This window comes from Streptomyces sp. R41 (assembly GCF_041053055.1).
Lineage (GTDB): Bacteria > Actinomycetota > Actinomycetes > Streptomycetales > Streptomycetaceae > Streptomyces.
In genome coordinates this window covers 5500974-5521710 of record NZ_CP163443.1, presented here as the reverse complement: position 1 = coordinate 5521710, position 20737 = coordinate 5500974, and the positions used below count along the sequence as shown (strand labels likewise).

At 71.8% G+C, this 20737-nt stretch carries 25 protein-coding genes; 14 read left to right on the top strand and 11 right to left on the bottom strand.

All coding sequences use genetic code 11. From position 1 onward, the window contains the following. Positions 1-5: 5 nt before the first annotated feature. The 4 genes from AB5J53_RS25350 to AB5J53_RS25335 all read right to left on the bottom strand — a co-directional run bounded on the left by AB5J53_RS25350 (position 6) and on the right by AB5J53_RS25335 (position 3828). Positions 6-1151, bottom strand: coding sequence for a hypothetical protein (locus AB5J53_RS25350; RefSeq protein WP_369252455.1), 1146 nt, complete (start codon positions 1149-1151; stop codon positions 6-8). 206 nt (positions 1152-1357) lie between these two features. Continuing rightward, on the bottom strand, positions 1358-2587 hold the full coding sequence (locus tag AB5J53_RS25345; protein ID WP_369252454.1) for a glycosyltransferase: 1230 nt from the start codon (positions 2585-2587) through the stop codon (positions 1358-1360). Between the two features lie 199 nt (positions 2588-2786). After that, positions 2787-3311, bottom strand: a complete 525-nt coding sequence (locus AB5J53_RS25340; protein ID WP_369247947.1) for a hypothetical protein — start codon at positions 3309-3311, stop codon at positions 2787-2789. Positions 3312-3321: 10 nt separating this feature from the next. Beyond that, on the bottom strand, positions 3322-3828 hold the full coding sequence (locus AB5J53_RS25335) for a SigE family RNA polymerase sigma factor (protein WP_369247946.1): 507 nt from the start codon (positions 3826-3828) through the stop codon (positions 3322-3324). Between the two features lie 260 nt (positions 3829-4088). Here AB5J53_RS25335 and AB5J53_RS25330 point away from each other — a divergent pair, with 260 nt between their 5' ends. Further along, the gene (locus tag AB5J53_RS25330; RefSeq protein ID WP_369247945.1) at positions 4089-5084 is read left to right on the top strand and encodes an NAD-dependent epimerase/dehydratase family protein; all 996 of its coding nucleotides are present in this window, start codon (positions 4089-4091) and stop codon (positions 5082-5084) included. Positions 5085-5194: 110 nt separating this feature from the next. Here the strand turns inward: AB5J53_RS25330 and AB5J53_RS25325 are convergent, their stop codons facing one another. Genes AB5J53_RS25325 through AB5J53_RS25315 form a run of 3 tightly spaced genes read right to left on the bottom strand, consistent with a single transcriptional unit; the run spans position 5195 to position 7307 of the window. Next, entirely contained in the window at positions 5195-6307 is a 1113-nt protein-coding gene (locus AB5J53_RS25325) for a sensor histidine kinase (RefSeq protein ID WP_369247944.1), read from the bottom strand. A gap of 2 nt (positions 6308-6309) precedes the next feature. Beyond that, a complete protein-coding gene (locus tag AB5J53_RS25320) occupies positions 6310-6555 on the bottom strand; it encodes a hypothetical protein (protein ID WP_369247943.1) in 246 nt (81 codons plus the stop codon). A gap of 2 nt (positions 6556-6557) precedes the next feature. After that, complete coding sequence (locus AB5J53_RS25315; RefSeq protein ID WP_369247942.1) at positions 6558-7307, bottom strand: response regulator transcription factor; 750 nt, start codon at positions 7305-7307, stop codon at positions 6558-6560. A 204-nt stretch (positions 7308-7511) separates the two neighbouring features. Between AB5J53_RS25315 and AB5J53_RS25310 the strand changes: the two genes are divergently transcribed. Genes AB5J53_RS25310 through AB5J53_RS25300 form a run of 3 tightly spaced genes read left to right on the top strand, consistent with a single transcriptional unit; the run spans position 7512 to position 9777 of the window. Beyond that, positions 7512-8246, top strand: a complete 735-nt coding sequence (locus AB5J53_RS25310; protein WP_369247941.1) for a glycosyltransferase family 2 protein — start codon at positions 7512-7514, stop codon at positions 8244-8246. Further along, positions 8243-8860, top strand: coding sequence for a DUF2064 domain-containing protein (locus AB5J53_RS25305; protein ID WP_369247940.1), 618 nt, complete (start codon positions 8243-8245; stop codon positions 8858-8860). The genes AB5J53_RS25310 and AB5J53_RS25305 overlap by 4 nt, the downstream gene beginning before the upstream one ends. Positions 8861-8889: 29 nt before the next feature. Continuing rightward, complete coding sequence (locus AB5J53_RS25300) at positions 8890-9777, top strand: class I SAM-dependent methyltransferase (RefSeq protein ID WP_369247939.1); 888 nt, start codon at positions 8890-8892, stop codon at positions 9775-9777. A gap of 322 nt (positions 9778-10099) precedes the next feature. Here the strand turns inward: AB5J53_RS25300 and AB5J53_RS25295 are convergent, their stop codons facing one another. After that, positions 10100-11362: a molybdopterin-dependent oxidoreductase gene (locus AB5J53_RS25295; protein ID WP_369247938.1), complete on the bottom strand. Its 1263-nt coding sequence runs from the start codon at positions 11360-11362 to the stop codon at positions 10100-10102. Positions 11363-11607: 245 nt separating this feature from the next. On the opposite strand from AB5J53_RS25295, the gene AB5J53_RS25290 reads away from it, so the two are divergent. Further along, positions 11608-12975 (top strand): hypothetical protein, encoded by a 1368-nt coding sequence (locus AB5J53_RS25290; protein ID WP_369252452.1) that lies wholly within the window; start codon positions 11608-11610, stop codon positions 12973-12975. Positions 12976-13177: 202 nt separating this feature from the next. Further along, the gene (locus AB5J53_RS25285) at positions 13178-13534 is read left to right on the top strand and encodes an ANTAR domain-containing protein (RefSeq protein WP_369247937.1); all 357 of its coding nucleotides are present in this window, start codon (positions 13178-13180) and stop codon (positions 13532-13534) included. Between the two features lie 178 nt (positions 13535-13712). On the opposite strand, the gene AB5J53_RS25280 is transcribed toward AB5J53_RS25285, so the two are convergent. Continuing rightward, on the bottom strand, positions 13713-13982 hold the full coding sequence (locus AB5J53_RS25280) for a hypothetical protein (RefSeq protein ID WP_369247936.1): 270 nt from the start codon (positions 13980-13982) through the stop codon (positions 13713-13715). A 436-nt stretch (positions 13983-14418) separates the two neighbouring features. Between AB5J53_RS25280 and AB5J53_RS25275 the strand changes: the two genes are divergently transcribed. The 6 genes from AB5J53_RS25275 (at position 14419) to AB5J53_RS25250 (ending at position 16728) form a co-directional block, all read left to right on the top strand. Further along, positions 14419-14586 (top strand): hydrophobic protein, encoded by a 168-nt coding sequence (locus AB5J53_RS25275; protein ID WP_369247935.1) that lies wholly within the window; start codon positions 14419-14421, stop codon positions 14584-14586. A 25-nt stretch (positions 14587-14611) separates the two neighbouring features. Continuing rightward, positions 14612-14785 carry a CsbD family protein gene (locus AB5J53_RS25270; protein ID WP_369247934.1) on the top strand — a complete coding sequence of 58 codons (174 nt, stop codon included), beginning with the start codon at positions 14612-14614 and terminating at the stop codon, positions 14783-14785. Between the two features lie 357 nt (positions 14786-15142). Beyond that, positions 15143-15499 (top strand): PRC-barrel domain-containing protein, encoded by a 357-nt coding sequence (locus AB5J53_RS25265; protein ID WP_369247933.1) that lies wholly within the window; start codon positions 15143-15145, stop codon positions 15497-15499. Positions 15500-15544: 45 nt separating this feature from the next. Further along, positions 15545-15715: a hypothetical protein gene (locus tag AB5J53_RS25260; RefSeq protein WP_369247932.1), complete on the top strand. Its 171-nt coding sequence runs from the start codon at positions 15545-15547 to the stop codon at positions 15713-15715. 189 nt (positions 15716-15904) lie between these two features. Continuing rightward, entirely contained in the window at positions 15905-16507 is a 603-nt protein-coding gene (locus AB5J53_RS25255) for a DUF5994 family protein (RefSeq protein WP_369247931.1), read from the top strand. A gap of 5 nt (positions 16508-16512) precedes the next feature. After that, positions 16513-16728 carry a hypothetical protein gene (locus AB5J53_RS25250; protein ID WP_369247930.1) on the top strand — a complete coding sequence of 72 codons (216 nt, stop codon included), beginning with the start codon at positions 16513-16515 and terminating at the stop codon, positions 16726-16728. A 50-nt stretch (positions 16729-16778) separates the two neighbouring features. Here the strand turns inward: AB5J53_RS25250 and AB5J53_RS25245 are convergent, their stop codons facing one another. Next, on the bottom strand, positions 16779-17306 hold the full coding sequence (locus AB5J53_RS25245) for a DUF5994 family protein (RefSeq protein ID WP_369252450.1): 528 nt from the start codon (positions 17304-17306) through the stop codon (positions 16779-16781). A gap of 928 nt (positions 17307-18234) precedes the next feature. On the opposite strand from AB5J53_RS25245, the gene AB5J53_RS25240 reads away from it, so the two are divergent. Next, positions 18235-19212, top strand: coding sequence for an NADPH:quinone reductase (locus AB5J53_RS25240; protein WP_369247929.1), 978 nt, complete (start codon positions 18235-18237; stop codon positions 19210-19212). Between the two features lie 35 nt (positions 19213-19247). On the opposite strand, the gene AB5J53_RS25235 is transcribed toward AB5J53_RS25240, so the two are convergent. Next, the gene (locus AB5J53_RS25235; protein WP_369247928.1) at positions 19248-20027 is read right to left on the bottom strand and encodes a L,D-transpeptidase family protein; all 780 of its coding nucleotides are present in this window, start codon (positions 20025-20027) and stop codon (positions 19248-19250) included. A 299-nt stretch (positions 20028-20326) separates the two neighbouring features. Here AB5J53_RS25235 and AB5J53_RS25230 point away from each other — a divergent pair, with 299 nt between their 5' ends. Then, positions 20327-20695, top strand: a complete 369-nt coding sequence (locus tag AB5J53_RS25230) for an STAS domain-containing protein (RefSeq protein WP_369247927.1) — start codon at positions 20327-20329, stop codon at positions 20693-20695. The last annotated feature ends 42 nt before the right edge of the window (positions 20696-20737 follow it).

Here is a 20737-nt window from a genome sequence, read left to right as displayed (position 1 = left end):
GGCCTTTACGGGACGCCGAGTTCGAAGAGGGCGTAGCCCGCGTACGAGCCCGAGGCCACCGCGGCGATGGCGAGCAGCGTGAACTGCGTGGGCGGTCGGAGGCCGCGCATCTGGAGGGCGAGCGGGATGAAGAGGGGGAAGGCGGGGAGCAGGTAGCGGGAGACGTTGCCGAAGATCTGCCGGCTGCCGAGGACCAGGGCGATGGTCAGGAGGGTGTGGACCACCAGGACGGCCGGGGGGCGCAGGCGGATCAGGAGGGGGATCAGCAGCAGGGACAGGAGGACGACGGCCACGCCGATGATGTCTTCGAAGGGGAACGCGAAGAGGTAGTCGAAGTGGCCCACCGGGACGGAGGTGAGGACGTCGAGTGTGTGGCTGCCGTAGTCGAAGGTGTGCGCCCACGCGCCGGTCTGGAGCTTGAAGTAGCCGCCGTAGTCGCCCATTCGGTGGCCCACCCAGAGCAGGTAGCCGACCAGGCCGAGCGGGGCGATCAGTATCGCGGTCAGCGGCCGGACCATGCCGTCCCGGCGGCGGTGTCGGTGGAGTGCCGGCAGCGCGGCCACCGTCAGGGCGGCGATCAGCGCGACGGCGGTGGGGCGGTTGAGGCCGGCGGTGAAGGTGAGGACCCCCGCGGTGAGCCAGCGGTGGGTGATGACGGCGTGGCAGGCCCAGACGGCGAGGGCGATGTAGAGGGACTCCGAGTAGACCGACCACTCCATGCCGGAGCCGGGCCAGACCGCCCACAGTCCGGCCGCGGCCAGCCCGGCCCGCCTGCCGCCGAACCGGGCGGTGACGGCGTAGATGCCGAGCGCGGCGACGAACGAGGCGACGACGGAGACCAGCATGCCGGCGCCGTACGGACCGAGGCCGGTGCACTCGGAGACCAGGCGCATCGCCGCCGGGTAGAGCGGGAAGAACGCCGCCGAGTTGCCTTCGAGGGTGATCAGGCCCTTCGCCCCGGGAACCGGGACGAGCGCGGGGTGGTACCCGTGCGCGGCGATCTGCTCGTACCACCAGCCGTCCCACGTGGCCAGTACATCCCAGGGGTGGGCGCCGCCGCCGAAGCGCGGGTGCTTCGTGCGGTAGTCCCCGGCGGAGTGCAGCAGATACATGAACACGGAGAAGCCGATGAGCTTCAGTGCGCCGTACATCGCGAGGACGGGTGCGTAGTGCCGCGCGGCCCGGCGCAGCCGCTGCTCCCTGGCAGGGACGGCGTCGGAGGACTCGGGGATGTCGGCGTCCGGACGAGCCGTCAGTTTCGCGTGACTCATCGCTCGGTCGCTCGACGTCGCGTGGTTCAGCGTCGCGTGGTTCAGCGCCGTGTGGTTCAGCGCCGTGTGGTTCAGCGCCGTGTGGTTCATGAGGCCGTCGGTCCCGTCCCGCGGCGACCGGTGCGGCGGGCGGGGAAGACCCAGGCCCGGAAGAGCAGGAAGCGCAGGAGTGTCGCGGCCAGGTTGGCGGCGACGAGCACGGCGACTTCGGTGGGGCGCGCGGCCCCGGGCGCCACGTGGTGCAGGGTGGCGAGTGACCCGCTGGTGAGTGCCAGGCCGACCACGAAGACGAGCAGTCCCTTGGCCTGGTGGCGCATCGCACCGCCGCGGCCGCGCAGCCCGAAGGTGAGCCGCCGGTTCGCGGCCGTGTTGGCGACGGCGCAGGCCAGCAGCGCCAGCGCGTTGGCGGCCTGCGGCCCCACCGCAGGCCGCAATGTCGCGTACAGCAGCACGTATCCGACGGTGCTCACCGCTCCTACGGCGGCGAAGCGCAGCAGCTGGCCGGCCAGGCCGCCCCGCGACTCGCCGCCGGCGCTCCGGCGCAGCCTGGCCATCGGGAGCGTGCCACGGGCCAGCGCCCGGCCGATCCTGGCCATGCCGCGCAGGTCGGCCAGCGCCGTGGACAGGATGTCGACCCGGCTGTCGGGGTCGTCCACCCAGTCGACCGGCACTTCGTGTATGCGCAGCCCCGCCCGTTCGGCGATCACCAGCAGCTCGGTGTCGAAGAACCACCCCGAGTCCTTCACCAGCGGCAGCAACCGCTCGGCGACATCGCGCCGCACCGCCTTGAAACCGCACTGCGCGTCGGAGAAGCCCACGGCGAGGGTGGAGCGCAACAGGGCGTTGTAGCAGCGGGAGATGACCTCCCGCTTGGGGCCGCGCACCACCCGGGAGCCGCGGGCCAGGCGGGTGCCGATGGCGATGTCGGAGTGCCCGGAGATCAGCGGGGCGACCAGCGGCAGCAGCGCCGTCAGATCGGTCGACAGATCCACGTCCACGTACGCGAGTACGGGGGCCGCCGAACGCGACCACGCTGCGTGCAGCGCCCGGCCCCGTCCCTTCTCGGCCAGCCGCAGCCACTGCGTCCCGGGGAGCTCGGCGGCCAGCCGGGCCGCGATCCGCGGGGTCTTGTCGGTGCTGGCGTTGTCGGCGACGGTGATTCGGAACGGATAGGGGAAGGTCTCCCGCAGGTGCGCGTGGAGCCGCCGCACGCTCGGCTCCAGATCCCTCTCCTCGTTGAACACCGGGACGACCACGTCCAGGACGGGCTCCCGGTGGTGCGCCGGCACCGGTGTGCGCAGCGGCAGTCGGTCCATGAAGTCGTGGTCCATGAAGTCGTCCATCACGGAGTCCGTCAAGGCGATCAGCCCTGCATTTGTCACGATGTGTCCATGTCTGTGTTCTGTCGCAGGGCATGCCGAAGTCACCCACGGCAGTGGTGCGATCAGGGGCTGGGTGTCACGGGTCAGGGGTGACGAGTTGCGGTCGCCGGTCGGGGACGCGGCGCCGCACCCGCTACCCGGGGGCGGCCGAGTCGGCGAGCGACGACGACTCGAGGGTCGAGGGTGTGCTCGACGGCGTCGCCGGTGCGCTCGGCGTCCCCGAGGACGAGGGCGGTGGCGTGTCGGTCGCGGTCACGGTCGGGTCCGAGGAGGCCGTGACCGAACTCCCGGTCGCGGTCGGTGTCGTGGGCGGGCCGGAGGTCGAGTCGCCGGTCCCGGCGGTGTTCGAGGGGGTCGCGGTGGAGGTCTCGCTCGGGGACGCGTCCGGCGTCGGCGTCGTACTCGGATACGACGGGCTCGTCGCGGGCCGTGGAAGGGGAGCCTGGGGCCTGTCCTTGACGGGGTCGTGGGGCAGCAGGAAGAAGCCGATGCCGAGTCCGGCGACCGCCAGAACGGAGCCGACGGCCTTCTGCGCCGCGCGGGCACGGCGGCGGGCCCGTACGCCCGCCCGCAGACGCGTCCGGTGCTTCGGCTCGAAGGGGGTGTGCTCCTGGGTGTCGCGCATCAACCGCGCCAACTCCCGCTCGAAGTGATCCATGGACTCCCCTTCACCCCACCGGCTCGATGACATCGGCCAGGATCCGGCGCAGCCGCGCCACGCCCCGTGACGCATGGGATCGAGCGGTGCCCACCGGGCACCCCAGCGCCTCCGCGACCTGCTTCTCGGGCAGGTCCTGGTAGTAGCGCAGCACCACCGCGGCCCGCTGCCGCGCCGGCAACTGGGCCAGCGCGGACTCCAACCGCGAGCGCTCCACCACGGAGGCGGACACGTCGCCCGCCTCCGGCAGGTCGGGGAGCTGTTCGACCGGGCGCTCACCCCACCAGCGCCGCCGGGCGGAGCGGGCCGCCGCTCGCGCCAGGACCTTGCGTACGTACGCCTCCGGTGCCTCCTCGGCGATCCTGGGCCAGACGAACCAGAGTTTGACCAGGGCCTCCTGGAGCAGGTCCTCGGCCCGGTGCCGGTCGCCTCCGGCGAGCAGCCGCGCGAGGTGGAACAACGCGGACCAACGGGCCGCCACGAACCCGTCGAACCCATCGGCCCGATCCTGCTCCATCCGCACCGTCCCCGTTCTCGCCGGCTCCCTGCACCGGCTCCCTCCACAAGGGGAAAGACACTGGAGCCCCCTCCGCGATGCACCCTGCCCCTGTGATCCGGGTCACGTACGGGCTCTCGGGACCTGTTGAAGCCGGTCGCGCCGACAGACCGACCCCGTTCCACGAAGCCGCGGGACAGTACGGGACAACTCTTACGGCCGGGTGACGTGACGGGCGCCGCTCTGCCGTGCACCGCGCCCGGGGCCCTAGCGTTCGGCTCATGCGAGTACTGGTCACCGGCAGTGCCGGGTTCATCGGGTCCCATGTCGTCGAGGCGCTGGCCGCGCGGGGGCACGAGACGGTCGTGTTCGACCTGCGCGACGGCCTGGACGTGCGCGACGCCGCGGCCCTCGCGGCCGCGCTGCCGGGAGTGGACGCCGTGTGTCATCAGGCGGCGATGGTGGGTCTTGGCAGGGGGTTCGACGACGCGGTCGAGTACGTCTCGCGCAACGACCTCGGTACGGCGGTGCTGCTCGCCGCCATGGCCGACGCGGGGGTACGGCGGCTCGTGCTCGCCGGGTCGATGGTGGTGTACGGGGAGGGGCGGTACGAGTGCGAATGGCACGGTGTGGTGCGGCCGGGGCCCCGGGCCGTCGAGGATCTCGACGCGGGGCGTTTCGAGCCCCGGTGCCCCCGGTGCGGTGAGGAACTGACGCCGGGTCTGGTGGGCGAGGACGCCCCGGCCGACCCCCGGAACGTGTACGCGACGACCAAGCTGGCCCAGGAGCATCTGGCGGCGGCCTGGGCCCGGTCGACAGGCTGCAGCGCCGTGTCGTTGCGCTACCACAACGTGTACGGCCCCGGGATGCCCCGCGACACCCCGTACGCCGGCGTCGCCTCCTTCTTCCGGTCCGCGCTCGCCCGGGGCGAGGCCCCGCGCGTCTTCGAGGACGGCGGGCAGCGGCGGGACTTCGTACACGTACGGGATGTGGCGGCGGCCAACGTGGCGGCGCTGGAGGCGGGTTCGCACGACGGTGCGCTCACCGCCTACAACACCGGCAGCGGCGAACCGCACACCGTCGGCGAGATGGCACGCGCCCTGGCCGCCGCGTACGGCGGCCCCGAGCCCGTCGTGACCGGGGAGTACCGGCTCGGCGACGTTCGCCACATCACCGCGGACTCGTCGCGGCTGCGGGCCGAACTGGGCTGGAAGGCCGAGGTCGGATTCGTGGAGGGAATGCGGGAGTTCGCGGCGGCGCGGTTGAGCGGGGAGTAGCTGTATCCGCGCCCCTTTTTTGGGGGCGCGGGGAACTGCGCGGTCTTTTGGGGGTCTGGGGGCGGAGCCCCCAGGTACGGGACGGGCAGGGGCGGAGGGGGCGAAGAAACTCAGGCCCCGGCCATGGGAAGGGTGACCTCGAAGCGGCAGCCGCCGGGGACGTTGTGGACGGCGGCCTGGCCCTGATGGGCCTCCACGATGCCGCGGACGATGGCGAGGCCCAGCCCCGCCCCGGCGGGGGGCGTGCGCGCATGGGTGCCGCGCCAGCCGGTGTCGAAGACGCGCGGAAGGTCCTCCTCGGGAATACCACCGCAGCCGTCGGTGACGGACAGGACGACCCCCGCGGACGAGCGTTCCGCCGCCACCGCGACCGTACCGTCGGCAGGCGTGCGCCGAATCGCGTTGACGAGCAGATTGCCCAGCACCCGGCTCATTTCCTTCCCGTCGACCTCGACGGGAACCGGCTCGATCCGGTCGCCGACCAGCCGTACGCCGTGCTCGCGGGCCAGGGGATCCGCGCCCGCGAGGGCGTCGCCCACCAGATCGTACACGGACATCCGGGAGGGGGAGAGGGCGAGCGTCCCGGCGTGTATGCGGGAGAGCTCGAACAGGTCGCCGACCATGTCGTTGAGGCGCTCGACCTCGGTGCGCATCTGGCGGAGGTAGCGGTCGGGGTCGGCGGCGACGCCGTCTTCGAGGGCTTCGGACATGGCCCGGAGCCCCGCGAGGGGAGTGCGCAGATCGTGCGAGATCCACGCGACGAGTTCGCGGCGCGAGGTCTCCAGGGCACGTTCACGGTCGCGGGACTCGGCGAGCTTCGCACTGGTGGCCTCCAACTCCCGGCTCAGCGCGGTGAGTTCGGCCGTCGCCGGGCCGTCGGGAGCCGCGAAGTCGCCGCCGTCGCCGAAGGAGCGTGCGGCGAGGGTGAGCGCCCGGCTGCCGGCGACGACCCAGCGGCCCAGCAGCAGCGCGGTGGCCAGCGAGACGACCGCCGCCATCGCGACGACCGTGGTGACGACGGTCAGGTCGTGCGAGGACAGGAACATCGCCCAGGCCACGGCCAGTGTCCCCGCGAGCATCGCGGTAACGGCCACGGTGGCGACGACCGCGAGCGACGCGGTCAGCGAGCGCCGCCGGATGAGCCAGAGCGCGCCCGCGCCGAACAGCCCGGCCGCGGCCGCGCCGAGGAAGGCGAAGAGGGCGATGAGCAGAATGTCGCGCATGGTCAGATCGCCTCCCGGCGAGGGGTGGCGACGGACAGAGTGGCGTCGAGCGTCGTGAGACCACCCTCCCGGCGGAGCATGGCAGCGAACATCGTCAGACCGCCTTCCCGGCGGAGACCGGTGCCGGACATCGTCGGACCCGCCTCCCGGCGGAGCATGACAGCAGACATCGTCAGACCGCCTTCCCGGCGGAGACCGGTGCCGGACATCGTCGGACCCGCCTCCCGGCGGAGCGTGGCAGCGGACATCGTCAGACCGCCTCCTCGCCGGGCGTGGCGTCGAAGCGGTAGCCGACGCCCCACACCGTCTGGATCAGGCGGGGTCTGGCCGGATCGTCCTCGACCTTCCCCCGCAGCCGGCGCACATGGACCGTGACCGTCGACAGGTCCCCGAAGTCCCAGCCCCAGACCTCGCGCATCAGGTCCTCGCGGCTGAAGGCGCGGCCGGGGTGCCGGAGGAAGAAGGCGAGGAGGTCGAACTCACGGATGGTGAGGGCGAGTTCGACGCCCTCCTTGGTGGCGCGACGGGCGGCCGGGTCGACGGTGAGACCGGCCGTGTGCAGAGGGTGCGCGGAGGCGGAGGGCCGGGTCCGGCGCAGGACGGACTCCACGCGCAGGACCAGTTCCCTGGGGCTGAACGGCTTGGTGACGTAGTCGTCCGCGCCCACCTCCAGGCCCAGGATCCGGTCGTCCTCGTCACCGCGGGCGGTGAGCATGATGACCGGCACGGGCCCGCGTCCGCGCATCCGCCGGCACACCTCCAGGCCGTCCATCCCGGGCAGCATCAGATCCAGGACCACCAGGTCCGGCCAGTGCGCGGCGGCACGGGCGAGCGCGGCGGGTCCGTCCGCGGCGCGGTCCACCACGTAGCCCGCGCGGTCGAGGTAGCCGGAGACGACCTCGGCGACGGTCGGGTCGTCGTCCACGACGAGGACGCGCGTCGTGTCCCCGTACCCGCTCGGGGCGGGTACGGCACCTGGGGATTCGTACGGCTGATGCATGCGTCCAGCCTCCCACCGGCCGCAGGTCCGTGCCGGGCTGCGACCTGGACGTCCGTGATTCGTAATGAGTCTCGACTCGGTGTCCATGAGCTCGACGTCCGTGTCCATGAGGCTCGACGTCCGTGTTCGCGGCGAGCCCGACGTCCGTGTTTCGTAAGGACCTGAAGTCCGATATTTACCTTTCGCGTTCGTAGGGTGAAAGCCGTGACTGCCCATCCCGCCTGTCCCCCATCGGACCCGCAAGTCGACGTGGTCCTCCCCTGTCTCAACGAGGCCGAGGCCCTGCCCTGGGTGCTCGCCCGCATCCCGCCCGGCTGGCGCGCGCTGGTCGTGGACAACGGCTCCACGGACGGCTCGGCGGAGCTGGCCCGCGGGCTCGGCGCGACCGTTGTGCGCGAGGAGCGGCGCGGGTTCGGCGCCGCCTGCCACGCCGGGCTGACCGCCGCCACCGCGGACATCGTGTGCTTCTGCGACTGCGACGCCTCGCTCGACCCGGCCCTGCTCGTGCCCTTCGTCCGCGAGGTCCGCGACGGCGGGGCCGACCTCGTGCTCGGGCGGCGCCGCCCGCAGGGCCGGAGCGCGTGGCCCGCGCACGCCCGGGCGGGCAATCTCGTGCTGGCGCGGATGCTCCGGCGCCGCACCGGGCTGCGTCTGCACGACCTCGGCCCGCTGCGGGCCGCCCGCCGCGAGCCGCTGCTGGACCTCGGCCTCACCGACCGCCGCAGCGGCTACCCGCTCCAGATGGTCGTCCGCGCCGCCGACGCCGGCTGGCGCATCGCCGAGCACGACGTTCCGTACCTGCCGCGCACCGGCGCCTCCAAGGTCACCGGTACCTGGCGCGGCACCTGGCAGGCAGTACGGGACATGCGCCGCGTCCTCGCGGAACCGCCAACGCGCGTCGAGTCGCCCGCCCCCTCTCAGGGAGGAACCACCCAGTGACGACTCTCCTCGTCATCGCCAAGGAACCGCGACCGGGACGGGTCAAGACCCGGCTCACGCCGCCGTTCACGCCCCGGGAAGCCGCGCTGCTCGCCGAGGCGGCCCTCGTGGACACCCTGCGTACGGTGGCGGCGACGCCCGCGCGGCGTCGCGTGCTGGTGCTCGACGGAGAGCCGGGGGCCTGGCTGCCGCCCGGCTTCGACGTCGTACCGCAGTGCGGGGGAGGGCTCGACGAGCGGCTGGCCGCGGCCTTCGCCTGCTGCGACGGGCCCGCGCTGCTCATCGGCATGGACACGCCGCAGGTGAGGCCCGAGCTGCTCACGGTGGACTTCGCGGACTGCGACGCGTACTTCGGGCCGGCCGAGGACGGGGGTTTCTGGGCGCTGGGGCTGGCCGTGCCCGAGCCCGCGCTGCTGCGAGGTGTGCCGATGTCCACACCGACGACGGGGGCGGTGCAGCGGGAGCGGCTCGTCTCTGCGGGGCTGCTCGTGCGGGATCTGCCCCGTCTGCGGGACGTGGACACGGCCCGCGACGCGCAGTTGGTCGCGGCGATGGCGCCCGGGGGGCGGTTCGCCGCGGAGCTCGCCCGCGTGCGGGCGGTGAGCCACCGGTGAGTACGGCACCCGGCGTGGGTGCCGGCCAGATGAGCATGGCACCCGGCAGCGGTGCCGGCCACAGGGAGGGTTCGCTTGCCGGCGCGCTCAGGGTGCCGCTGCGCCCACCCGTGCCGCCCCTTGCGGCACGCCTGCCCGCAGCTGGGGCGGCCACGGCTGCGCCCTGGTCCGCCGACCCCTACTCCGACGCTCTCCGTACCGGTCAGGGTCCCCTCTATCTGCGCCGGCCCGACGGCTGGCTGCTCCCGCTCGAGGTCGAGCGGTGGTGTGGGCGGGCCGACGCGGCCGACTTGGAGGCGCTGCGGCGCTGCAAAGGTGCCGTGCTCGACGTGGGGTGTGGGCCGGGGCGGCTTGTCGCAGAGCTTGCGGCGCGGGGGTGGGCCGCGCTCGGGATCGATGTCAGCGAGGCCGCCGTCGCGCACACCGTGCGGCTCGGTGGGCAGGCGCTGCGGCGGTCCGTCTTCGAGCCGCTCCCCGGTGAGGGCCGCTGGGACACCGCGCTCCTCATCGACGGCAACGTCGGCATCGGCGGCGACCCGGCCGCCCTGCTGCGCCGGATGTCCCAAGTCCTTGCCCCCGGCGGGCTGTTGATCGCCGAGACCGTCCCGGACCTGGACATCGACGAACGCGTCAGCGTCCACGTCGTCCGCGTCACCGGCGCCCACGGTGACGCCGGCGACGTCGGCCCGGCCTTCCCCTGGGCCCGCCTCGGCACCCCGGCCCTGCTGCGGCACGCGACGCGCGCGGGCTGGCGCCCGGACGGTCAGTGGGCGACCGGCGGCCGTTCCTTCGTCGCCCTGCGCAACCGCCGCAACTTCCCTACGAGGAGCAGCGCGGAGCCGCCGAACAGCACCGCCGTGATCAGCAGCCAGCGGGACAGGAAGTCGTCGCCCGAGAGGCCGGTCGCGGACCTGTAATGGTCCGCCATCTGCCCGCTGATCAGCGGATACCACACCAACAGCAGGAGAGCGGAGAGCGCCGCCGGGACCCGGACGTAGACCGTCCGCTCCCGGCGGCCGGCCGCGCCCAGCGCCCCCGTGACGGCCCGGTCCGCTGCTGAGTACAGCGGCACCAGTACCAGGTCGTGCAGCACCGCCAAGCCCACGAACCACAGCGCGACCTCGAACCAGTTGTCGCCGAGGAGCCGCACCGCCGCGTACCCGGCGAGCGCGAACGAGCCGGCGAGCAGCAGGATTTGGAGCGGACTGCCCAGGGCGGGCCTGCCGAACGGCCGTCGCATCACAGGTCTCCGAACGTCATCCGGGCCACCCACTTGGTGTTGAGCACACCGGGTGCCGCGGGAACGATGATCCGCGCCGGGTAGCCGTGGTCGGGGGTCAGGTCCTCGCCGTTGACGAACAGGGCGAGCAGGGAGCGCGGGTCGCGCACCTGGTTGTAGCGCAGGGCGGCCCGGCGGAAGGCGCCGTGCCGCTGGAGCGACTCCACCAGCACGTCGGGCGCCGCGCCCTCCTCGTACCCGACGAGCGCCGCCACGTCCCGCAGCCGCACCCCCCGCCACCACTGGTCGGAGGTCGACCAGCCCTCCACGCAGGCGATGGGCAACGCGGAGCTGTGCAGCGGGAGTCGCAGCAGCTCGGCCCGGCTCAGCCGGACCGTCCGGCCGGGCCCCTCGACGACCAGCCGCCAGGCCTCCTCGCTCGTCTCGCTCGCGCTGATCCCGCGCGAGGCGGCCGTCTTGTTGATCTGGAATCCGGCGGGACCGGAGCCCGGTTCGGGGCCGCCGTGCGGGGCGAGCACGGCCGTCTCCCGCAGCGGCCCGTCGAAGCTGTGGCCCGCCGTCGTGACGAACAGGAGCAGCGAGCCGCCGCCGACGAAGCCGAGGGCGCCGCGCCGCGAGAAGGTGGGCGGAGCGGGGTCCGGTGCCACCAACTCCCGTTCCTCGTCCGTCAGATGACACTCGGCTCCCGGATGACGATCGTCCTTCGGATGGCGCAGATTGCGTACCGCCACCGGCACCCGTAGCACCGCGTGCGCCACGAACGCGGCGAAGAACACCCACGCGCCGTAGAAGTGCAGCGGATAGAAGGAGCCGGGGAAGATGTAGTCGAGCTGGACGTTGAGCACGCCCGTCGTGAACTCGAAGAGGGCGCCGCCCACCAGCAGGAGCAGCGAGATCCGCTCCAGCGCGTGCGCGAGGGACCGGGCGGGCGGCAGCGTGAACAGCTTCGGCACGACCGACCACAGCTTCGCCAGGAGTACGGGGATCAGCACGACGCCGAGCGTGACGTGCACGCCCTGGGTGAGCCGGTAGAGCCAGGACGGGTCGGTCGGCCAGGAGAAGAGGTAGAAGCCGAGCAGACCCTTGTCCGGGGTCATGTCGTTCACCGGCGACAGGTTCGGGTTGTAGGCGGCGTACGACAGCAGACCCGTCACGAACAGCACCGTGATCCCGCCGAGCAGCACGACGCCCAGCACGGAGGTGAACCAGGGGCCGCGCAGCGGGCTGCGCCAGAACGCGGGGGAGGAGGGAGACCGTGGCATGCCCCGACCGTAGGCCGGGAACACCCCCCGAACGGGTCCCCAAACCATGACGAAACTCTGACGTCCACCCCTGCGGCGGCCCCACCGGGCAGCCCCCGGCCTAGCGTGCCGGTGTGAACCGCGATCTTCCCCGCGATCCCCGCGATCCCCGCGATGCTCGCCACGATCTCCGCGACCGTCCCCGCGATCCCAGCGACCTCCCCCGCGACCCGCGCGACCGCCCCCGCGAGCTTCCCCTCGACCATCTGCTCGACCTGTCCGCCGCCCTCGCCGCGGCGCTGCTCGTCACGGCGGCCGTCCTGATCGGCGACTCCATCGAGCACCGCCACGGCACGCTGCACGTCAGCTGGCCGCCGCTGTACGCACACTGGGAACCGCATGTCGGCCCCGGCACCGCGGCCGCGATCGTGGTGGCCGTCGCCGTCGTGGCGTACGGGCCGCTGCTCGCCGCGCGGCTGCCCTGGCGCGCGCTGCTGTTCACCGCCTGGGGCACCGCCATGGCGTGGACGTACTCCCTCGCGCTGATCGACGGCTGGCAGCGCGGGATCGCCCGGCGGCTGACGACCGAGTACGAGTACCTGCAGGTCATCAGCCCCGTCAACCGCTTCCATGACATCCCCGCCGCCCTGCGGGACTTCACTCACCACATCCTGATCCACTCCCCCGACCACTGGCCCGCGCACGTCGCCGGACATCCCCCCGCGGCCACCCTCACCTTCGTCCTGCTCGACCGGATCGGGCTGGGCGGCGGGGCCTGGGCGGGCGTCTGGTGCATCACCGTCGGGGCGACGGCAGCCGCCGCGGTCCTCGTCACCGTACGGACGCTGGCGGGGGAGGCCCTCGCCAGGCGTGCCGCCCCGTTCCTCGTCCTCGCCCCGGCCGCCGTGTGGATGGGCACCTCCGGGGACGGATACTTCGCGGCGGTCGCCGCCTGGGCCGTCGCGTTCCTCGCCCTCGCGGTCACCGGACACCGGCCGCGGGCGACAGGCCTTGCCTCCGGACTCCTCTTCGGCCTCACCGCGTATCTCTCCTACGGGCTGACGCTGTTCGCGGTGATCGCCTGCGCCGTCCTGCTGCTCGGCCGCCGACGGCTGCGCCCCCTCCCGTACGTCGTCGCCGGACTGGCGGTCGTGCCACTGGTGTTCACGCTGCTCGGCTTCGACTGGTGGGAGGCGTACCGCCTGCTGGTCACCCGCTACTACGAAGGGGCCGGCGGCATCCGGCCGTACGGCTACTGGGTGTGGGCGAACCTCGCGTGCACGGCGCTCATCGTGGGCCCGGCGACGGCGGCGGGCCTGCGACGGGCGGGCTCGGCCCCCGTACGCAAGGACGTCCGCGGCTGCCTCCGTATCCCGACGGACAAGGACGTGCCCGGCCGCCTTCGTACTCCCGCTGCCGAACCCCGCCTCTCGCTGCTGGTGTTCGCCGCCCTGCTCGCCCTCCTCGTCGCCGACCTCTCCGGCATGAGCAAGGCGGAGACGGAGCGCATCTGGCTGCCGTTCGCGATGTGGCTGCTCCCGGCGTGCGCGTTCCTCCCGCGGCCGCGCGCCTGGCTCACCGCGCAGGCCATCCTGGCCCTGCTCCTCAATCACCTGCTGCTGACGGGCTGGTGACCACTCTTCTGGGCCTCGGCCGGGTGGAAGGGGCGGTGAGCCCAAGTAGTGTGCAATACACAGGACATGTGCGCCCCACCACGCCTCGGCACCGTCCACATGCTGGGAATGGGCCGCTCCGGGCGGTCCGTCGCACCAGGCGAGGACTACGCTGCTGCGCAGACGTCCCAGACCCCGGTTCGGAGCGGTCCAGGCTCTGCCCATGCGCCTGCGGGACGAGATCGTCGGCGCCCTGAACCTCTTCCGCGCCACCCCGGGCCCCTTCGACCCGGCCGCCACGCCCCTTGCCCAGGCTCTTGCCGACGTCGCCACGATCAGCCTGCTGCAACAACGCTCGATGCACCGCAGCACCGTCCTCAACGAACAACTGCAGACCGCGCTGAACAGCCGCGTCCTGATCGAACAGGCCAAGGGAAAACTCGCCGAACGCCGGGGCATCGACATGGAACAAGCCTTCACCACACTGCGCGGCTACGCGCGGGCGCACAACCGGCGTCTGTCCGATCTGGCCCGCGCCTTCATCGACGACTCAGAACCACTCCCCGGCCTGAGGTCCTGACCGGCGCCCCGGCCTGACAGCAGCGGTTCACGGGCTGATCGGCGGGCCGGACGGCCGCCGCTGCTGCTGATCGGGCGACGGCCGTGACCGTGGGCGCGAGGATGCGAGACCCCCGCCCGTGTCGGCTGCTCGGCGTGAGCCTCACGACCGGTCGGTGGACGCCCGGCCGATTCATCGGTCACCCGCGGCGCTCGCGGTCCCGCCGGTCCTCGCGGTTCCAGCGTGCTCGGTGCTGACGGCTGTAGCGACGATCCCAGCGGTCCTGACGCTCCCGGCGGTCTCGGTAGTCCTGGTACTCACCGAAGTCGGACCCGCCGCTACGGCCCCGGCCTCCGCGGCCGTAGCGGGTGGCTCCGAAGACCAACACGGCCGCGACCACCCACCACACGGGACTGAGGAAGCCGAAGCCGAACAGGACCACGATCAGGATGAGAAGCAGAACGAACACGGCGGGCCTCCCCGGAGCGGAACACGGCATCGGTGCCGGGGACTGGGGCCTCTCCCCACAGCGTAGTCCTGCCCGAAGGTTGCAGATACCGTGCGACGGTTGCAGATACCGTGCGACGCAACCGCGTACTGCCCGGCAGAAATGGTCACTTGACGCCTGCTCAGGACATGCGGCGAAGTAAGGCCGGCGTGGGCCATGCCGCCCCGGCCCCCGGCGACGTCGCACCGCCGTCGCGCTCCATTCGCCCCGGCAGCCCTTCCCGACCCTCAGAACTCCCCTATGTCGACATCACGTTGACACGGGAAGCGGCCAGGCGTTGACTGACAGCACGGTGTAGGGCCATGCCACTCCGGATCATTCGGGCGAAGCATTCCACCTTCCCGCTTCGCCAGGACCCCGCGGAATCAGGAAATCCCCGCGATCTGGAGGTTCGGCGATGTTATGGATTCTTCTCCTTCTGCTGATCCTGGTGGTGTTCGGGTTCGGCTTCACGACGCAGATTCTGTGGTGGGCCGCGGCCGTCCTGCTGATCTGCTGGATCGTCGGCTTCACCCAGCGGGGGCACGGCGGCGGCAGTCGCCGCTCCGGCCGCAGCCACAGGTAGTCCACCTTCAACGACGAGGCCGACCATGAGCGTGGGACGAACGGTCAAGAACAAGACGCAGGAAATCAAGGGAAGGATCACTGAAGCCTTCGGCCGGGCCACCCGCAACAGGAAACTGGAGCGGCAGGGCAGGGTCGAACGGGTCTCCGGCAACCTGAAGCAGGCCGGGGAGAAGGCCAGGCACGCTTTCAAGCGGTGACCATGACAGCCCCGGGTGGACTACGCCGAGCTGACGAATGGATCGCGAAGTGCATAGAAATACTTAATGGGCCGAATGGCGCTGATTACCTGTACCGGACCGGCAGAATGGCCATGAAAAAATTCAAAGCACGACTCCCCCGGCGGCAACAGCGCCGAGGGCACGTCGGAGCGTAATTCATACGGAAAGAACATCACCCATGCTCTACATGCGGACCCCGAAAGAAACGTCTGAGGCATGCACGAGCCACACGGGCCGCAGTAATATTGATTCCGGGTTGGTTCACTCTCACGTGCAACCGCCCGGAAGGGCGGCTCCGGCGTGTTCACGCCGGAGCCGTTGGCCAAGGGAGCGGGCATGGTCCAGGCAGCCGATATCCGTGAGTGGCGCGGCCGTCAGGTCGTCGACGCGAAGGGGCGCAAGATCGGTGTGCTCGAGGCGATCTATGTGGACACCACCACCGACGAACCGGCCGTGGCCACCGTGAGGACCGGGCTGCCCACCCGCCAGCGCCTGGTCTTCGTCCCCCTCGACGAGGCAATCCTCGGGCCGGACTACCTCAAGGTCTCCTACGCCAAGAGCCTGGTGAGAAGATCCCCTTCGATCGGCACGGACGGCGTCCTGGCCGCCGAGCAGGAGGAAGCGATCTTCCAGCACTACGGCATGGCCTACCAGCCGGGCGCGAACGGCGAACGCCAACTCGCGCGCCGCTGAGCGACAGCACCCAGTCCAGCTCAGTCCAAGGGAGGCGTTCGGGTCATGGTGCTCTTCCTGCTGCTCGTCCTCGTAGCTGTTGTCCTGGGAATCATCGGCGTGGCGGCCGAGGGCCTGCGCTATCTGCTCATCATCGGCATCGTGCTCCTCGCGGCCGATGTGGCCATCGCCTCCGTCCGATGGTCCCGGCGTGCCGGCCGTCGTCCCCTCCGCTGACGGCGGGCAACGGGCGGCCGGGGGGCGGCATGCCTTTGAACTCGCGCCACGGTAACGGTCCGTCGGGCCCTGGCCAGGAGTAGCCTCGACTTACCGAGAGCTCTTCGTACACCGGCCTTCACGCCCGTGTCGCTCTCGGCGAGTCACAAGACGGGCCGGTCATGACCGGCCCGGGGTGAGGTCCGCGTCATGACCGCAAACACGTTCCACGAACCCGCGGTCGAAGACCGGACCTTCTCTTCTTCGCCGCTCCTCCGGCTCCAGCTGGCGCCGACCGGCTCTGCCTCTGCCTTGATCGACGGTGCATGGTGGCCACGCTCTCGCGATCTGATGGCTGAGCTCCCCGCGCTCACCGCGGTTTTGGACCAGCTGTGGGGGCGGATCACTCACGTCACCGTGAACCCCACGTTCTGGCCGGTCATCCCACGCAAGGTTCCCGTCCAGGGCCATGTGGTGAAGGTCGGCTGGTTCAAGGCCGAGCAGGACCCGCACAAGCTGCTCCTGTTCTCCTACACCGGGGGCCGCTGGGACCTGCTGGTGATCCCACCCGAGACCAGCGCCGTCACAGCCGCCCGGCTGATGTCCACGGCGACGGATCCGTCACGCAGCCTCACCGCGAGCGGCCTGATCCAGGAGGCCGAGTTCTTCCGGAACGCGGCCGAGGCCGACTGGGACTCGGCCCGGGAGACGGTCTGGGACTCCGAAGGCGGCCATGACACTCGTCGCACGCCCTCTCGGGGCCCTGCCGTGGGCGTCATCGAGCACGGGCCGATTCCGGCGCAAGGAGTGTGACAGGCATGGAGACCTTTACGACCGTCATCGTGCTCCTGGCGATGATCGCCCTGGGCGCATTCGCGATTCAGCTGTTCACCACGAGCCACGACGATCGCGTCGTGACCCTGCCCTCCGGCCGGTCCCGTCCGCCGGACAAGGGTCCGCGGCGAACCACCGCGGCGCGCAGCGCGATGAGTGGACTGCGGCGGCTCCGGCCGTGGCGTCGCACCGAGAAATGAGTTCTGGCGACGTGCCGTCCCGCCGTCGGATCCCTGCAACTACTGAGGTGTCAGGGCGTGTCCCGACCTTCCCGGCTCGTCTGAGAGTCTTCCGTGGTGATCGGACGGGCTCGATCGGTACCGGTGTCGATGAGGATCTGTTCGGCCTGCGTGAGGTTGTCGGCATGGACGGCTTTGGCCATCGCGGCGCGTGCCGCGTCGGGCGTGGCGTGCGGCGGGACCACAAGCAGGGAGAAGTGGTCCTGATCGCCCCGGGTGATGAGGACTGTGTCGTCGCCGACCGGGAAGGAGTCGATGTGCACGACGCGGCCGTCGATGATCAAACGAGTCGGCATCTCTTCCCAGGAACTGGAGTCCAGACCGACGCGTGTGACCGGCCCAAGGTGCTCGGTCAGCGCGGCGATCAGGCCGGGAAGCTCGGCACCGACGTCACGGGAACGCGGCCACCACGCACCGTCGAGAATTCCCTGACGGTCGTGTCTCGTCTCCAGACGCAGAAAGGCCGCCCCAGGTTTGATGGCTTCGTGGACGGCGTCCGGCAGAAGCTTCGTCACGCGTGGAGAGTCGGAGTGGGACATCGCGCCGGCCTGTCTGCGGGGATTTCGGTAGCTCACAGCTCGCGTGCGGCGACGGCGGTGTGGCTGCCCAGGGAACCACAGGGGCTTCCTGATTTCACGGTACTCCTCGCTTCTCCCACGGCCGGAACTCGCCCGATCGCCGCAGGCCCACCCTGATCGCCGATGTCGTAAGGCCTCCTCCTCGCCGGGCAGGTCGGTCCGGAGCGACGGGCTCACGCCCACCACCACGTCGGCCTGACGGACGAGGTCACCATGGAGCCACTGGAAACCTCCTCGGCCGGGCGACGGGCAGAGCCTGGCCGCTGCGGCCATGACGTCGCGCACGGAGGTGAGCCACCACCGCTCGCACGACCGCTCCTGCAGAGCGTGGGAGGGCACTCGTCGCAGGCGTGATGGGCAGCCTTCGCAGGCGCGTTGGGCAGCGTTCGGAACCGGTGCCTCGCCCGGTCCGTTCGAAGTACGGGGGGAGTAGCGTGGGGGCATCGAGATCGACAACCGGGACGGCGGCCGGGGCCGGCCGCACCCCCGGCGCCGGCACAGTCGCCGCTAGGGCCTGTCGTCGAACCGGCGTCGTCGACCCGGAGGCCGGGCCCCGCGGCCGCCGACGTCTTCTGCACCGCTCACCTCGGCTCGACGAGCAAGAACCGCACGGTCGAGATCTGGTCGGACCCCTACGGCGCCGACAAGCCCAACACGCTGCTGAGGACCACCATGAACACGACGACGTACGGGCCCTGGAAGTACCTGTACTTCTCCAACTAGCCGCCCCCACAAGGCTGCCGCCCGTGCGTCACCTGCCTGGGGGCGCGCGGGCGGCTCATTTCCGCCGGTCGACACGCTCACGGGCGACCCCGGACTCCACGCGCTGGGGACATGATCCGCATACGCTCGACAAGCGCATGCGCCGAGAGGCTACGGAGGTCCGCACATGCTCGCGTCCTGGTACGACCGGCAGGGCCCGGCGGCCGACGTGCTCCAGGTCGGCGAGCTGCCCGACCCCGAGCCCGGCCCCGGCGAGGTCCGCGTCCGCGTGACCGTGTCGGGCGTCAACCCCGGCGACACCAAGAAGCGGCACGGCTGGCTCGGTTCGTCGATGCCCTTCCCTCGGGTGGTCCCGCACAGCGACGCGGCCGGAGTCGTCGACGCCGTCGGCGAGGGAATCGACGCACACCGCATCGGACAGCGGGTGTGGGTGTACGGAGCCCAGTCCTACCGGCCGTTCGGGACCGCGGCCCAGTACACCGTGGTGCCCGCCCCGCAAGCCGTGCCCCTGCCCGAGCACCTGAGCGACGACCTCGGCGCGAGTCTGGGCATCCCCGGGATCACCGCGCACCGGACGGTGTTCAGTGACGGCCCGGTCGACGGCAGGATCGTGCTGGTGCACGGCGTACTCGGCGGCGTCGGCTCACTGGCCGCGCAACTCGCCCGCTGGGGCGGTGCGACGGTGATCGCCACCGTGCGGCGCGGCGCGGACCTGGACCGCGTCGACCCCGCCGTGGTGTCCCACGCCGTCGCCCTCGACCGGGAGGACCCGGCCGAGGCGATCCGCGCGTACGCGCCCGACGGGGTGCACCGCGTCGTCGAGGTGGCCCTGTCCGACAACGCGGACCTGGACACCGCGGTCGTCGCGAACGACGCGGTCGTCGCCGCCTACGCCACCCGCGACGACCGGCCCCGACTCCCCTTCTGGCCCCTGCTGTTCCGCAACGTGACCCTGCGTCTGCTGGGCAGCGACGACTTCCCCGCCGAGGCGAAACGACAGGCCGCCCGCGACCTCACCGCCGCGGCCGCCGTAGGCGCCCTCACCGTCGACGTCGGCGACCGCTACCCGCTGGACGAGATCGCCCGCGCCCACGACCGCGTCGGCGCCGGCGGCCGCGGCCGCGTCCTGGTCAGCGTCCCCTAGGCGACCGGCACCTCTCGTACGTCCTCGACCTGGCGTCAGCGGGCGAGGGACCCGGCGTCCCCCATGACGATCACCGGGTGCCGGGCGGGATCGAGGGTGCGCAGCAGTTCCTTCATGTGTTCCCGCGCCAGGCTCACGCAGCCGTGCGTGGGGCCGCCATGGTCGACGTGCAGCCAGATGCCGCCGCCCTTGCCCGCGCCGAGGGGGCGGGTCCAGTCGAGGGGGGAGGTGCCGGGCTCGTGGTTGTAGTTGATCGCGACGACATAGTCGAAGGAGCCCGCGAGCGGCTCGCCCTCGAAACCCGTGCCGCCCATGGCGAAGCCCCCCGACCGGTCGTACGGCAGCTTGGTGCCGGGATCGGCACGCAGCCCACCGGCGTCGGTGAGGCCGAACACGCCGATGGGCGAGCGGAGATCACCGGCGTGGTGGTCGTCCGTCCATCCCTCGAGGGCGTTGTGGGCCGGCCAGGTGGCTCCCGGCTGCCAGCCCGCGCCGGTACGCCGGTACAGCACCACCTGCGCTGTCGGGGAGTCCTTGCCCCGGCCGGTGACCAGGACGACTTGCCGTGCGTTCTCGGGTATCCCGGCCAGCGTCGCGGGGCCCAGCCCCGGGAGAGGCGCGGGGACGGACGCGGCGGACGCCCGGGTGTCCACGGAGGATTGGCGAGGCATGGCTTGCGTCGTACCGGGGGCGCCGAGGGCTCCGGGGGCCGATTCGGCGGCCCCGGCGCCCGCGCACCCGGCGAGCGCCACGGACAGGACCAGGGCTGCGGCCGACATCCCCACGGGGACCGGACGACTGGTGGATGAAGCCATGATCGGCAGCCTGGCCGAGACATGTGAGGAACTGGTCAGCTCCGTCGCACGAGGTCGAACGGGTATCGCTCACGCTCCCGATCGGCTTCCGCCCCCGAACCGCCAGGAACCGGTCGGGTACGGCTCCGCAGGTCATCACCTCGACGCATACCCGAAGCGGCACGACCGGCTGCCCCGCACGGCAGTACGCTGGCCGCACGGCAGCCCGTGACCCCGGCCCTCTCCGTGCAGTCCCGCTCCGCGCAACAGAGGCCCTGCGCAAGGCGAAAGCCACCCCACAGACCTAGGAGATGGGTCGTATGGGCTCGCATCCCGATCTGTTCGACGAGTGCCGCGTGGTCCGGGCCGGCGGCGAGCTGGACCTGACGACCGCCCCGGCATTCACCCACGCCCTGGAGGACGCCCGCCGAGACGCCGGCCGCCTGTACCTCATCGTCGATCTGAGCGGCGTGACGTTCATGGACGGCAGCGTCCTGGCCCCGCTGTGCGCGGCGTGGGAGGACTGCCACGAACGGCTCGGATGGGTGCGCGTCGTGCACACCCGGCCGGGCACGGGTCTCGTGTTCCAGGCGGGCGGCGTGCTGGAGCGCTTCCCCCGGTACGCGAGTGCCCAGGACGCCTGGCACGACGTACCCGCGGACGGCGCGGCGGCCGACCGACCCGCGTGATGTGCGGCGACTGTCCGAGATCTTCGTGGAGGTCGCGAGCTC

Coding starts and splice junctions, on each gene's coding strand:
- AB5J53_RS25350 (WP_369252455.1), bottom strand. CDS start 1,151: ATGTACGGCGCACTGAAGCTCATCGGCTTCTCCGTGTTCATGTATCTG.
- AB5J53_RS25245 (WP_369252450.1), bottom strand. CDS start 17,306: ATGTCCCACTCCGACTCTCCACGCGTGACGAAGCTTCTGCCGGACGCC.
- AB5J53_RS25260 (WP_369247932.1), top strand. CDS start 15,545: ATGGTGCTCTTCCTGCTGCTCGTCCTCGTAGCTGTTGTCCTGGGAATC.
- AB5J53_RS25285 (WP_369247937.1), top strand. CDS start 13,178: ATGCGCCTGCGGGACGAGATCGTCGGCGCCCTGAACCTCTTCCGCGCC.
- AB5J53_RS25335 (WP_369247946.1), bottom strand. CDS start 3,828: ATGGAGCAGGATCGGGCCGATGGGTTCGACGGGTTCGTGGCGGCCCGT.
- AB5J53_RS25295 (WP_369247938.1), bottom strand. CDS start 11,362: ATGCCACGGTCTCCCTCCTCCCCCGCGTTCTGGCGCAGCCCGCTGCGC.
- AB5J53_RS25275 (WP_369247935.1), top strand. CDS start 14,419: ATGTTATGGATTCTTCTCCTTCTGCTGATCCTGGTGGTGTTCGGGTTC.
- AB5J53_RS25315 (WP_369247942.1), bottom strand. CDS start 7,307: ATGCATCAGCCGTACGAATCCCCAGGTGCCGTACCCGCCCCGAGCGGG.
- AB5J53_RS25345 (WP_369252454.1), bottom strand. CDS start 2,587: ATGGACCGACTGCCGCTGCGCACACCGGTGCCGGCGCACCACCGGGAG.
- AB5J53_RS25270 (WP_369247934.1), top strand. CDS start 14,612: ATGAGCGTGGGACGAACGGTCAAGAACAAGACGCAGGAAATCAAGGGA.
- AB5J53_RS25255 (WP_369247931.1), top strand. CDS start 15,905: ATGACCGCAAACACGTTCCACGAACCCGCGGTCGAAGACCGGACCTTC.
- AB5J53_RS25235 (WP_369247928.1), bottom strand. CDS start 20,027: ATGGCTTCATCCACCAGTCGTCCGGTCCCCGTGGGGATGTCGGCCGCA.
- AB5J53_RS25300 (WP_369247939.1), top strand. CDS start 8,890: ATGAGCATGGCACCCGGCAGCGGTGCCGGCCACAGGGAGGGTTCGCTT.
- AB5J53_RS25320 (WP_369247943.1), bottom strand. CDS start 6,555: ATGTCCGCTGCCACGCTCCGCCGGGAGGCGGGTCCGACGATGTCCGGC.
- AB5J53_RS25230 (WP_369247927.1), top strand. CDS start 20,327: ATGGGCTCGCATCCCGATCTGTTCGACGAGTGCCGCGTGGTCCGGGCC.
- AB5J53_RS25330 (WP_369247945.1), top strand. CDS start 4,089: ATGCGAGTACTGGTCACCGGCAGTGCCGGGTTCATCGGGTCCCATGTC.
- AB5J53_RS25250 (WP_369247930.1), top strand. CDS start 16,513: ATGGAGACCTTTACGACCGTCATCGTGCTCCTGGCGATGATCGCCCTG.
- AB5J53_RS25340 (WP_369247947.1), bottom strand. CDS start 3,311: ATGGATCACTTCGAGCGGGAGTTGGCGCGGTTGATGCGCGACACCCAG.
- AB5J53_RS25265 (WP_369247933.1), top strand. CDS start 15,143: ATGGTCCAGGCAGCCGATATCCGTGAGTGGCGCGGCCGTCAGGTCGTC.
- AB5J53_RS25325 (WP_369247944.1), bottom strand. CDS start 6,307: ATGCGCGACATTCTGCTCATCGCCCTCTTCGCCTTCCTCGGCGCGGCC.
- AB5J53_RS25240 (WP_369247929.1), top strand. CDS start 18,235: ATGCTCGCGTCCTGGTACGACCGGCAGGGCCCGGCGGCCGACGTGCTC.